9 protein-coding genes are annotated in these 12,046 nt (G+C 59.2%); 3 read left to right on the plus strand and 6 right to left on the minus strand.

The features are described from left to right. Positions 1 to 66 precede the first annotated feature (66 nt). The 5 genes from PspCFBP13528_RS15980 to xylA all read right to left on the minus strand — a co-directional run bounded on the left by PspCFBP13528_RS15980 (position 67) and on the right by xylA (position 6,067). Entirely contained in the window at positions 67 to 375 is a 309-nt protein-coding gene (locus tag PspCFBP13528_RS15980; protein ID WP_137200628.1) for a hypothetical protein, read from the minus strand. Between the two features lie 406 nt (positions 376 to 781). Beyond that, positions 782 to 1,918 carry a sugar ABC transporter permease gene (locus PspCFBP13528_RS15990; protein ID WP_065952774.1) on the minus strand — a complete coding sequence of 379 codons (1,137 nt, stop codon included), beginning with the start codon at positions 1,916 to 1,918 and terminating at the stop codon, positions 782 to 784. After that, entirely contained in the window at positions 1,919 to 3,463 is a 1,545-nt protein-coding gene (xylG, locus tag PspCFBP13528_RS15995; protein WP_137200631.1) for a D-xylose ABC transporter ATP-binding protein, read from the minus strand. It abuts the gene before it with no gap. Positions 3,464 to 3,626: 163 nt separating this feature from the next. Further along, entirely contained in the window at positions 3,627 to 4,628 is a 1,002-nt protein-coding gene (gene xylF, locus PspCFBP13528_RS16000; protein ID WP_137200633.1) for a D-xylose ABC transporter substrate-binding protein, read from the minus strand. 122 nt (positions 4,629 to 4,750) lie between these two features. Beyond that, positions 4,751 to 6,067, minus strand: coding sequence for a xylose isomerase (xylA, locus tag PspCFBP13528_RS16005; RefSeq protein WP_137200635.1), 1,317 nt, complete (start codon positions 6,065 to 6,067; stop codon positions 4,751 to 4,753). A gap of 525 nt (positions 6,068 to 6,592) precedes the next feature. Here xylA and PspCFBP13528_RS16010 point away from each other — a divergent pair. The 3 genes from PspCFBP13528_RS16010 (at position 6,593) to PspCFBP13528_RS16030 (ending at position 10,777) form a co-directional block, all read left to right on the plus strand. Next, positions 6,593 to 7,996, plus strand: coding sequence for a PAAR domain-containing protein (locus PspCFBP13528_RS16010; RefSeq protein ID WP_137200636.1), 1,404 nt, complete (start codon positions 6,593 to 6,595; stop codon positions 7,994 to 7,996). Further along, positions 7,989 to 8,378 (plus strand): hypothetical protein, encoded by a 390-nt coding sequence (locus PspCFBP13528_RS16015; protein ID WP_137200638.1) that lies wholly within the window; start codon positions 7,989 to 7,991, stop codon positions 8,376 to 8,378. Before PspCFBP13528_RS16010 ends, PspCFBP13528_RS16015 begins: the two co-directional genes overlap by 8 nt. A 1,223-nt stretch (positions 8,379 to 9,601) precedes the next feature. Continuing rightward, positions 9,602 to 10,777, plus strand: a complete 1,176-nt coding sequence (locus tag PspCFBP13528_RS16030; RefSeq protein WP_101220928.1) for a XylR family transcriptional regulator — start codon at positions 9,602 to 9,604, stop codon at positions 10,775 to 10,777. Here PspCFBP13528_RS16030 and PspCFBP13528_RS16035 read toward each other — a convergent pair. After that, positions 10,774 to 12,039 (minus strand): carbohydrate porin, encoded by a 1,266-nt coding sequence (locus tag PspCFBP13528_RS16035; RefSeq protein ID WP_137200642.1) that lies wholly within the window; start codon positions 12,037 to 12,039, stop codon positions 10,774 to 10,776. The two genes, PspCFBP13528_RS16030 and PspCFBP13528_RS16035, sit on opposite strands and share 4 nt — an antisense overlap. Positions 12,040 to 12,046: the final 7 nt, after the last annotated feature.

Genomic DNA, 12,046 nt, shown 5'->3' on the forward strand with positions numbered 1-12,046 from the left:
AGCTATACCTCTGTGACTGATCCGCCGTCATCGGGAGCAAGCCCCCTCCCACAAGGTTGACCGCGTTCAGGCAGGGGCTTTGGTGTCGGTCAGGCACGCGATGGAACGATCAACCGTGGTCTTGGCAATTTCCAGCAAGTGCCACACCGCCAGGATCTTCGCCCGTGCGGGGCTTTGCAGCAGCTCGCCGCAATCGAGTGCGGTGGCGGAGGCGCTGTCGAGCAAGCTGGCGGTGTAGAGCAGGGCGTCTTCGAAGCTCAGGTCTTCGTTGACCGAGTGGAAGCCTTGGGCGGGCAGGTAGTGGTCGATGGCGCGGTTGAAGGCGGCGCGGTCTTTTGCGGGGTCAAACGGGGGATCTGGCTGGACTTTATTCATGGTGCAGTTCCTTGTGTGATTTGGTACCGACCCCCGTCGCGACTAAACGATGGGTGGCGGCTGTACGCAGGTTAGTCGACCGGCCACAAGGAAAATCCGGCGCACCCGAAGGTGCCCTGCGCACAGCCACCATAAAGCTTGATGGACCATGCGCCTTGTGACATTCCGGGCGACTAAACCCGATCACTGATTTGGCAGTGACGGAGCGCAGACTAGCCACCGATTCCAGCAGGCACAAGGCGCCAGGGATTGTCTAGGAAACGTCCTGCAATTTAAAGGGACATGCCTTGCTGGCCCTTTAAAAATCATGACCAAATGCCACCAATCCCAATGTTGAAAGGCAGACAAATGTGGGAGGGGGCAAGCCCCCTCCCACAGGGTTATTCAGTGTCGGTAGGCGTTGGGTTTACCGCCGTCCCGCCCGCGTGCTCACGTCCACCCACACCGCCAGCACCAGGATGCTGCCCTTGACGATCATCTGCCAGTAACTGTCCACGTCCAGCATCGACATGCCGTTATCCAGGCTGGTAATCACCAGTGCCCCGAGCAACGCGCCATACACCGTGCCCGAGCCGCCGCGCATCGAGGTGCCGCCGATAAAGCACGCGGCAATCGCGTCCAGTTCGCCCATGTTCCCCGCTGACGGTGAGCCGGCGGCCAGGCGTGCGGTGTTGACCAGGCCGGCCAGCGCACACATCACGCCCATGATGCCGAAGATCCACAGTTTCACCGCCTGCACGTTGATACCGGACAGCCGCGTGGCCTCCATGTTACTGCCCACCGCATACACGCGGCGGCCGAACACGGTCTGGCTGGTGACGTAGCTGAACACGCCGAGCAGCACCAGCAGCAGCAACACCGGCACCGGGATGCCGTCGTAGCTGTTGAGGGTGGTCACGAACCCGGCCAGCACTGCGCCGATCAGCACCACGCGCAGTGCGTCGCGCATCAGGGCATGCGCGGTCAAACCATGCAGTGCGCGGTTGCGCCGCTGCTTCCAGGTGAGGAACAAGGTCAACGCAAACAGCAGGACACCCAGGCCAATGCCCACCGAATGCGGCAAATACCCCTGGCCCACGTACACCAGCGACGGCGACACCGGCGCGATGGTGGTGCCGCCGGTAATGCCCAGCAGGATCCCGCGAAACGCCAGCATCCCGCCCAGGCCGACAATGAACGAAGGGATGCGCAGGTACGCCGTCATATAGCCGTTGGCCAGGCCGATCATCAGGCCGCACAACGCGACCAGGCTCAGGTTGGCCAGCAGCGGGATGTGATAAACCACATCCAGGATCGCCGCCAGCCCGCCCAGCAAGCCCAGCAATGAGCCGACCGACAAATCGATTTCGCCGCTGATGATCACCAGCACCATGCCGCACGCCAGTATCCCGGTGATGGACATCTGCCGCAGCAGGTTGGACAGGTTGCGCGGCGTGAGGAAACCGCCGTCGGTCTGCCAGCTGAAAAACAGCCAGATGAACGCGACGGCGATCACCAGCGCGAGCATTTTGTAGCGGGTGAAAAGCTGTTTGACCTGATTCATCTACGCGGTCTTCCGATCGTTATTATTTTGGCTGAGCGCAGCGGCGAGTACCTGTTCCTGGGTGAGCCCCTGGTTGATGAAGTCGCCCCGCAACTGGCCGTCGCCGATCACCAGCACGCGGTTGGACACGCCGAGCACTTCGGCGAGTTCCGACGACACCATGATGATCGACACCCCCTCGGCCGCCAGCGCGCCCATCAGTTTGTAGATCTCGTACTTGGCGCCCACATCCACCCCGCGCGTGGGCTCATCCAGGATCAGCACCTTGGGCTTGGCCATCAGCATTTTCGCCAGCACGGCCTTTTGCTGGTTGCCACCGGACAGGCTGGTAATCGGCAGAAACGGGCTGGCGGTTTTCAGGTGCATGCGCGCGATCTGCTGGTCGATGCTGCCCAGTTCGGCCTCGGCGTCGATGCGGGTCAGGTGGGCATAGCTGTCGAGCACCGCGAGGGTGATGTTCTGGCCCACGCCCAGGTCGGGGATGATGCCCTGGCGCTTGCGGTCCTCGGGCACCATGCACAGTCCGGCGCGGATCGACTTGAGCGGCGTACGCGTGTCGATCACCTGGCCTTCCAGCCACACCTCACCGCTGTAGCGGCCGGGGTAGGCGCCGAACAGTGCCGACACCAGCTCCGTGCGCCCGGCGCCCACCAGCCCGGCAATACCGAGGATTTCGCCACGCCTGAGCACGAAGGAAACATCGTCGACGCGTTTGCGCCTGGGGTTGTCGACGTCGTAGCAGGTGACGTTGCGCGCTTCGAATATCACCTCACCCACCTCATGGGGTTCGGTGGGGTAGAGGTTACTCATCTCGCGGCCGACCATTTGCGTGATGATCTGCGCGATGTCCATGTCGGCCATGGCAGTGGTTGCGATGTGCTTGCCGTCACGAATCACGGCGATGGTGTCGCACACGGCCGCCACTTCATCGAGCTTGTGCGAGATGTACACGCAGGCCACGCCCTTGGCCTTGAGGTCACGGATAATGTCCAGCAGCACGTCGATTTCCGAACGGGTCAGGGCCGAGGAGGGCTCGTCCAGGATCAGCAGGCGTGCCTGTTTGTTGAGAGCCTTGGCGATCTCCACCAGTTGCTGGTAGCCGCCGCCATACTGCGACACCGGCAGCGCCACATTCATGTCCGGCACCTTGAGTTCACGCATCAACGCCTCGGCGCGGCGCAGCATCGCCGGGTAATTCATGCGCCCGCCGGGCAGGGTCAACTCGTGACCCATGAAGATGTTCTCGGCCACCGACAGGTCGGGCACCAGGGTCAGTTCCTGGTGGATGATGACGATGCCGGCGGCTTCGGTTTCGCTGATGGACTGGGCTTTGAGCGGCTGCCCGTCCCAGAGGATTTCTCCCTCCCAGGTGCCATACGGATAGACCGCCGACAGCACCTTCATCAGGGTGGATTTGCCGGCACCGTTTTCGCCGCACAACCCGACGCACTCGCCGGGCTGTACGTTGATGTCGATGCCGTTGAGGGCGTTGACACCGCCGAAGCGTTTGACGATGCCGTTCATTTGCAGCAGGTAGTCGGACATGGGAAAGGCTCACACAAAAAGGCTGGCCCCCACCCCTGTAGGAGCGAGCTTGCTCGCGAAAAACCCGAGAGCGCCGCGTTTATCCAGGAAGCGCGCATTATCGTTGACGTTTTTCGCGAGCAAGCTCGCTCCTACAGGGGGCGAGGTTTTATCGAGGCAGTCATCATTGCCCGCCGATTTGCTCTTTGGTGTAGAACCCGTCCTTCTCCAGCACGTCGATATTGGCCTTGGTCAGCGGTGTCGGGGTGAGCAGGATGGTGTCGACCTGCTTGCTGCCGTTGTCGTATTGCGAGCTGTAGGTGGGCTTTTCATTGCGCGCCAACTGCACCGAGAGTTTGGCCGCCTCGGTGGCGATCAACTTGAGCGGTTTGTAGACGGTCATGGTCTGGGTGCCGTCGATCACGCGCTTGATCGCCGCCAGGTCGGCGTCCTGGCCGGAAATCGGCACCTTGCCCGCCAGCTTCTGCGCGGCCAGGGCCTGGATCGCACCGCCGGCGGTGGCATCGTTGGAGGCGACGATGGCGTCGATCTTGTTGTTGTTACGAGTCAGGGCGTTCTCGACGATGCTCAGGGCTTCGGTGGGGTTCCACTCTTTCACCCATTGTTGGCCGACAATCTTGATATCGCCCTTGTCGATGGCCGGTTGCAGCACCTTCATCTGGCCTTCGCGCAGCACCTTGGCGTTGTTGTCGGTCGGCGCGCCACCGAGCAGGAAGTAATTGCCCTTGGGCGCCGCTTGCAGCACGCCGCTGGCCTGCATTTCGCCGACTTTTTCGTTATCGAAGGAAATGTAGGCGTCAATGTCCGCATTGAGGATCAGGCGGTCATAGGACACCACCTTGATCCCGGCCTTCTTGGCTTCGGCCACCGCGTTGGTGAGCACCGTGGCATTGAACGGCACGATCACGATCACATCGACGCCACGGGAGATCAGGTTTTCGATCTGCGAGATTTGCTTCTGCTCGTTGGCATCGGCGGACTGCACGAACACCTTGGCATCGAGTTTCTCCGCCGCGGCGACGAAGTAGTCACGGTCACGGGACCAGCGCTCCAGGCGCAGGTCGTCGATGGAAAAACCGATTTTCGGGTGAGCCGAATCGGCCATCACCGGCAGGGCGAGCAGGGCCAGGGCAGTGGCGAGCAGCGTACGTTTGAATGACTTCATGGTGGTGCGTCCTTTTATTGTTGTTGGAAAAGACACAGCGTGGTGCGCCTGAAACTGTAGAGCGTCCTTGGGCGCTCTGTGCATAGATTTGTCGCGCAAATGTCACAGCCCCTGTAGGAGCGTCAGGTGTAGATGAACCGGTTCACGATTCCTTCCAGCATCTCCTGCCGCCCACTCACGGCCTGCGGGTCCAGTTCGTTGGCAAACGCATGTTCGGCCAGGGATTGCAGGCTGAACTCGCCCGCCAGTACGGCTTTGCCCAGCGGCTGCTGCCAGCCGGCATAGCGCTGGTCCTTGAACTGTTGCAGGCGGTCGTTCTGCAGCATGGCGGCCGCGCGTTCCAGGGCCAGGGCCAATACATCCATCGCTGCGACATGCCCGTGGAACAGGTCGATATCGTCCAGGCTCTGGCGGCGCACCTTGGAATCGAAATTGTAGCCGCCGTTCCTGAAGCCGCCGGCCTTGAGGATTTCATAGGTGGCCAGGGTCATTTCCTCGACGCTGTTGGGGAACTGGTCGGTATCCCAGCCGTTCTGCGGGTCGCCACGGTTGGCGTCGATGCTGCCGAAAATCCCCAGGGACACGGCGGTGGCAATCTCATGGTGAAAGCTGTGCCCGGCCAACGTCGCATGGTTGGCCTCGATGTTCACTTTGATCTCGTGCTCCAGGCCGTACTCGTGCAGGAAGCCGAACACCGTGGCGCTGTCGTAATCGTACTGATGCTTGGTCGGCTCCTGGGGCTTGGGCTCGATCAGCAGGTCGCCGGTAAAGCCGATCTTGTGCTTGTGTTCCACCACCATGCGCATGAACCGGCCGAGCTGTTCACGCTCGCGCTTGAGGTCGGTGTTGAGCAGGGTTTCATAGCCTTCACGACCGCCCCACAGCACGTAGTTGGAACCCTTGAGCCGCAGCGTGGCGTTCATCGCGCTGAACACCTGGGCGGCGGCGTAGGCGAACACCTCCGGGTCGGGGTTGCTCGCGGCACCGGCGGCAAAGCGCGGGTTGCTGAAGCAATTGGCGGTGCCCCACAGCAGCTTGATGCCGGTCTGTTCCTGATGACGCTCCAGGTGGTCGACCATCTGCGCAAAGTGGTTGCGGTACTCCTTGAGCGAACTGCCTTCGGGCGCCACATCGGTGTCGTGAAAACTGTAGTAGTCGATGCCCAGCTTGGAGAAAAACTCAAAGGCCGCCTCCGCCTTGCCCATGGCCAGCTCCATGGGGCCACCGCTGCGCTGCCACGGCCGCTTGAAGGTGCCCACACCAAACATGTCCGCCCCCGGCCACACAAAGGTGTGCCAGTAGCAGGCCGCCATGCGCAGGTGCTCCCGCATGGGCTTGCCGAGGATCAGCTTGTTGGCGTCGTAGTGACGAAAGGCGAGGGGAGCGTCGCTGGCAGGGCCTTCGAAGCGGACCTGCTCGACACCGGGGAAGTACGGCATGGCGTTTTCCTTATTGTTCTTGGCGGTGTCTGGATACTAGCAACGGCACTGGGGCTGCTGATTATGAAAATCACCAAGGGGTGGTGCGATTTTGAGTGAGGAACTCGGGACGGCTCAGGGAGTACAGGATTTAGGGAAACGTCTGACTTTACGGCGGGTAAATGCCTCTTCAAAGTTCGGAGCGCCAGTCACTGCCTTGATGTGATCAAGTGAGGGCGGCGAACTAAACTGAGATAAGGAACATAGAGATGAATACATCACAAGCCTTGTTGTATACCAACGACGTATCGCCTGAGTTTTTGAGTGGGTTGGATAAGTCTTCGCTCACTGAGCAAAAAAACGGGGCTCAGTAAGCAAGTGTTGGACGTGATGATAAAAAAAATGCCTACCGCAAGGCTCATCCACCTATTGCAATTTATCGAGTGGCGGCCGAAGGCAGTCACCCAGTAAGGATTGAGCGGGACAGGGCTTGATTGCTTTGCCGTTTCGCGCATTGGCAGTGGACTAATTTAAAGGGCGCAGTGCATGAGTGAAGGACATTTTGTTGGCCTGGGTGATAGAACGACGTGCGGCGGTAGAATTATCGAAGGTGATCCAAGAGTTAATATCTACGGGATTCTCCATGCTCGCGAAGGTGACCTGGTTACCTGCGGAAAACATAAAGGGACATACCAGATTCTAGGCGGCATTTCCCATATTGAGAGTCACGGTAAACGTGTGGCAGGCACACTGGATAGTTTCAGCAGTTGCCCATGTCAAGCTCGGTTGATTCCTTCGGTGTACTCAGCCACCTACGAAAACGAAAACTCAGCATCGCCTATTAATCAGCGAATTGCTCAACCCAACACATCAACGGTAAGCGCCAGCCCTGTAGCGCCGCGTCAATCTGGTTTCGTGCCCACCCGTCGAGCATTCAACGCAGAGAGCGACCAGGAGCCTGGCTTCTATATCGTGCCTAAGAGCATGACCCGCGAGGCGCTGGAGGCTACGCTTTTTCCGACGCTCGACCCAGCTGTGATGCGCAAGTTCCAGGCACTAAATCCCAATACGGGTAGTGTCAAAGCCGGCTCAATGATTGTGCTCAGTGATCCGAGCAATACCTCCTGCACCTATCAAGAAGCGCAACTGATGCAGGCCGCCATACAGGTCGACGCCTCCCTGGATACCTTGACGCCGGACGAGGCTGACTTCCTGTTTCGCCACGGTGCCGAAATTGCCGGGTTTATCGGCCATACCTCAACCTGGCTCGGCGTCAGTGCAGTGGTGATGGAGAAGCACCTGAGCAATCTGCGCGACACACTCCAGGCGATGGAGCGCCTGCATCAGCAAAGCTATCGGCGGCACGGCCACCTTAGATCGCCGCAGTTCTTTGCTGATCGTCAACGGCTGATGAACCAGTTGGATGCCCATTTGCTCAACTCCACGCGCTTGCGCGGCCAGACAACCTTGGGCGATCACCCGAAGTTGAAATCGGCCCTGGGTATTTCCAGCCGCAGCCTGGTGCATCACTGGAACAAGGCGGGCGGGCCGGGGCAGATTCCGGGGTATGCCGCTCATGTGGAGTCGGTCAGCCGTGCCACGAAGTATATGAAGGCAGGGGGGTACATTGGTATTGGTCTTGGTGGGGTGTCTTCGTTATTGGCTGTTCAGCAAGTGTGTAACGGTGACTCTGCGCAGTCGTGCAAGAGGATCAAGTTTACGGAAGCGGGAAAATTTGCAGGCGCTACCTTTTTTGGTGCTGGAGCAGGAGGGTTGGCCGGCGCGGCTGGCGGATCAATCTGTTTAGCATTGGGTGTTACCACTGGGATAGGAGGAGTTGTCTGCGTCGCGGCTTTAGTCGGTGCTGGCGCATGGGCAGGTACCACTTACGGTGGTGAAGGTGGCGAATACATAGGTGAAAAAATCTATGAGGCTACAAACCATGACTAACATCGATACTTGGCCACCTTGGGTTGCGATCATATTCGCCGGAGGCCCTATTTTACTTGCAGCTGCTGGCCTTGCATTTAGCCTTTACCTTACTCACTGTCACCTAGATGCCATGAAGGAGGCCCTAAAAAATAGTCGTTATATGTATATATGGGGCACAAGTCTGGGGAGGCGAGGTTTGATTTGGTCGCTCTTGGAAATTTCGAAAATTGCCGGAATGGTTGTCTGGCCAAGGGCTTCTATCATTATGGGGGAGGTTGATCCAGGCGATATTGAAAAGTTTCCCCCATACCTGAAGCGTCTCTTAGTTGTCGATTTGGCAATGATGATAATTGCTTGTATTTGGATGGGGGTCGTGGTTGTGCTGCTTAGAATCAGATAGTTTGAAGAGTCGCCGCGACTCATTGTTCTAGCGGGCCTCATCCGAGGCCCGTTATCCTGAGCAGTCAGACCTTTGAGTACTCATCTGCACTCACCGGCCCCAAGACAAAAGGTGATGTTATTTGTGCTGCGGCACTGGTAGCAACTGGTGCATGGGTGGGCACGACTGCAGGTGGGATGGGAGGGGAACTAGGTGGAGAAATTCTGTACGAGAAAACTGCGCCATGACTGAGGAGGAATTCTGGAAGTCTTGGTTCGCTTTTTGGATTGTTGGCGGTGGTCCTTTTTTGCTTGGAATTATAAGCATTGGATACACGTTGTATCTGAGCCGCTGTCACTTGGACGCCATTAAGGACGCATTGAAGAATAGCCGTTATATTTACTTATGGGGACCGAGTTTGGGGCGCAGGGGTGTGATTTGGTCCCTGTTGGAGATAGCGAAAATCGCAGGAATGGTAACGTGGTCGAAGGCGTATATCCGAATTGGGGATGTAAACGCTGCTGATCTCGAAAGTTTTCCACCTTACCTAAAGCGTCTGCTGGTTATCGATACGGCTATGAAAGTCATTGGTTTTACTTGGCTTGTCACCGTAGTTGTACTACTTAAGTTTAGGTAGTTTGAGGGGGCGACATCCCTTACTCGAAAAGCCCTCGGCGTTTCCAATTCGTAGCCTGACGCATCACTAGGTTCTGGTGGGGACGCCGAGGCAAACCTCAGGAGTGAAAAAATTTACGAGGCCGGACAACCATGACCAGTATCGATACTTGGCCTCCTTGGATTTCAATCATTGTTACAGGTGGGCCAATTTTGCTCGCAGTTGCTGGCGTTATCTTTAGTCTTTACCTAAGTCGTCGGTACCTGGACGCTATGAAAGAAGCACTGAGGAACAGTCGCTTTATTTATAGCTGGGGACAAGCCTGGAAAAGGGGGGGGTAATCTGGTCGCTTTGGGAAATATCAAAAATTGCCGGAAGGGTGACGTTGCCAAAGGCGTCTCTTCGCATCGGAGAACTGGACCCTGTCGATCTTAAAACTTTCCTCCTCACCTAAGGCGCCTATTGGCCATCAATATGATGATGTTGATCGGCTCCGTCTTTTGGTCAGTAGTTGCAGCCCTGCTGGTGGAGTTTAGGTAAGTTAAGCGGGCCTCATCCCAGGTCCGCTATCCTTAGCCGCCAGACATCCGCGTACCTGTTTGCACCCACCGGCCCCAGGACAAAACCAATGAAAACCCTACCGCCCGTGCACCGCATCGCCTTGCTCTTCAACGGCAGCAAAATCTACGACCGTGGCATCATCGCCGGTATCGGCAATTACCTGAGCAGCACGCGTGCGTCCTGGGATTTGTTCCTGGAGGAGGATTTTCTCTGTCGCCTGCGCGGTATCGAGCGTTGGCAGGGCGATGGGATCATTGCCGATTTCGATGACCCGCTGATTGGCGAGGCGTTGGTCGGGAGTCGGATACCGGTGGTGGCGGTGGGCGGGTCGTATGAGGACGTCAGCCTGTACCCCAAGGGGATTCCCTATGTGGCGACCGATAACCATGCGCTCATGAAACTGGCCTACGAGCACCTGATCGAGGCCGGGTTGACGCGGTTTGCCTGTTTCAGCCTGCCTGAAGCCCAGGCCAACCGCTGGGCCCAGGAGCGTGAGAAGGCTTTTCGCGGGTTGATGCAGCGCGACGGTTTGCAGGTAGAGATCTATCGCGGCCTGGGGACCAGCGCGCCGTTGTGGGACAGCGCGGTGGAGCAGCAGATTGCCTGGCTGCACAGCCTGCCCAAGCCTATCGGCATTATTGCGGTGACCGACGCCCGTGCCCGGCAGCTGTTGCAGGCCTGCCTGACAGCAGGCATTGCGGTGCCGGAGGAAGTGGCGCTGATCGGCATCGACAACGACCCGCTGACCCGCACGCTGACGCGGGTGCCGCTCAGTTCGGTGATCCAGGGCACCGAAACCATGGGCCGCACTGCCGCCGCGCTGCTGCACCAGATGCTGCATGGCAAACCCTGCGCGGGTACGCAGGTGCTGGTGCCGCCGGACGCAATCAACGTGCAGGCCTCCAGCCTGCACCAGCCTTTGGGCAATCCCTATGTGATGCAGGCCCTGCTGTTTATCCGCCAGTACGCGTGCCAGGGCATCAAGACCGCGCAGGTGGCGGCGTATGTCGGGGTGTCGCGCTCATCGTTGGAGTCGCACTTTCGCAAGGTGCGCGGGTGCAGCGTGCACGACGAGATCTTGCGCTTCAAACTCGCCGCCGCCGCCAAGGGCCTGGAAAACCAGGCGCTGGCGATTGCCGATATTGCGCAGACCTGCGGGTTCACCTCGGCGCAATACCTGCACACGGTGTTTCGCCGCGAGTTCGGGTGTACGCCCAGGCAGTACCAGCAGGGCGCGGCTTAGAACACCGCCTTGACCTGCAAACCCAGTATCAGCGCATTGTCGATACTTTCCCCGGAAAACGCCCCCGGTTCGATGATGTATTGCACATCCGGACGCAAGGTCAGCCACGGCGTGGCCTGGTAGCCGTAGCTGAGTTCGATCAACTGCTCGGCGCTGTCCAGGGCAGGGTAGGGGTTGCCTGCATTGACGGCCGCCAGTTCCTGTACATCGCGACTGCGCGGGTTCGGCACGGCGCGGCCATAGCCCAGGGCGACGGTGTCCCGTGGGCGGCCTTCGAACGGTTTGTACAACACCACCCCCGCGCCATACCACTTGCTGAACGGCGACGCCGCTTCGCTGGCCGCCGAGTATTGAGCAAAGGCATGCAGGCTGCGGCCCTGGGACGTCGGAGAGGCCCACACCGCCTGGTCGATCAACAGGTAGTGGCCGCCGCGACCGCTGACCGCTTTGTCGCTGCCGATGCGTTTTACATCGGAGCTGTCGTAGTAATAACCGAGCTTGTACTCACCCGGCAGGTTGCCGGCGTGTTTGTAGATCAGCTCAATGGGCACCACGGTACCGGTGGTGTGTTTGGGCCCCAGGTGCCAGGCGCGGCTGGAATTGCCGTTGCTGGACGGGTCGACATTGAACGCGGCCACGCGCAGTTGCCAGTTGGGCGAAAAGTCGTATTTAACCCGTGCACCCAGGTGCGCATTCGGATAGTTGGCCCAGCCGCTGCCGCCCGACATGTTCAACGGATGCCCGCAGAACCCGGCGTTCATGAAGTTGCACAGGATGCCGCTGTCCAGGCCGCCGAGGTCATTGCCCATGGCCATGTAGCCGAGCTTGACGTTAAGTGCCGGGGTGAACAGCGTGCGTTCGTAGCTCAACTCGGTGAGGCGGGTATAAAGGCCGCCGTAGTTTTCCTGGATCGGCAGGCGGTTGCCCACCAGGTCTTCGGAGGCGCTGTTGCCGCGTCGGTCGTTGATGGTCAGCTGGATGCGGTCGCCGTTGTTGAAACCGTAGAGCTTGCCCAGGTCGAACTGCACGCCGAGCTTGAGGTTTTGTGAGTAGCGCGCCGAGCGATGCTGGCCGCCATGGGCGTTGTAGGCGGTCTCGCCACTGTAGTCGCCGCTGAAGCGCACGCCCTGGTCGTCGAGTTCACGGCGCAGGCCGCCCCAGTCGCCGGTCAGGGTGGTGTCGTCGGCTTGAGCGGGCAGGGCGGCGGCAAAGGCCAGGCCCAGCACCAGGCGCCCAATGCAGGTATGAGAAGTAGGGTTCATGCAGGAT

The sequence above is a fragment of the Pseudomonas sp. CFBP13528 genome, assembly GCF_005233615.1.
GTDB lineage: Bacteria > Pseudomonadota > Gammaproteobacteria > Pseudomonadales > Pseudomonadaceae > Aquipseudomonas > Aquipseudomonas fluorescens_AM.

What these genes read in the sequence shown, in the direction of transcription:
- PspCFBP13528_RS15980 (WP_137200628.1), bottom strand. Translation starts at nt 375, where the DNA reads ATGAATAAAGTCCAGCCAGATCCCCCGTTTGACCCCGCAAAAGACCGC.
- PspCFBP13528_RS16010 (WP_137200636.1), top strand. Translation starts at nt 6,593, where the DNA reads ATGAGTGAAGGACATTTTGTTGGCCTGGGTGATAGAACGACGTGCGGC.
- xylF (WP_137200633.1), bottom strand. Translation starts at nt 4,628, where the DNA reads ATGAAGTCATTCAAACGTACGCTGCTCGCCACTGCCCTGGCCCTGCTC.
- PspCFBP13528_RS16015 (WP_137200638.1), top strand. Translation starts at nt 7,989, where the DNA reads ATGACTAACATCGATACTTGGCCACCTTGGGTTGCGATCATATTCGCC.
- PspCFBP13528_RS16030 (WP_101220928.1), top strand. Translation starts at nt 9,602, where the DNA reads ATGAAAACCCTACCGCCCGTGCACCGCATCGCCTTGCTCTTCAACGGC.
- xylA (WP_137200635.1), bottom strand. Translation starts at nt 6,067, where the DNA reads ATGCCGTACTTCCCCGGTGTCGAGCAGGTCCGCTTCGAAGGCCCTGCC.
- PspCFBP13528_RS16035 (WP_137200642.1), bottom strand. Translation starts at nt 12,039, where the DNA reads ATGAACCCTACTTCTCATACCTGCATTGGGCGCCTGGTGCTGGGCCTG.
- xylG (WP_137200631.1), bottom strand. Translation starts at nt 3,463, where the DNA reads ATGTCCGACTACCTGCTGCAAATGAACGGCATCGTCAAACGCTTCGGC.
- PspCFBP13528_RS15990 (WP_065952774.1), bottom strand. Translation starts at nt 1,918, where the DNA reads ATGAATCAGGTCAAACAGCTTTTCACCCGCTACAAAATGCTCGCGCTG.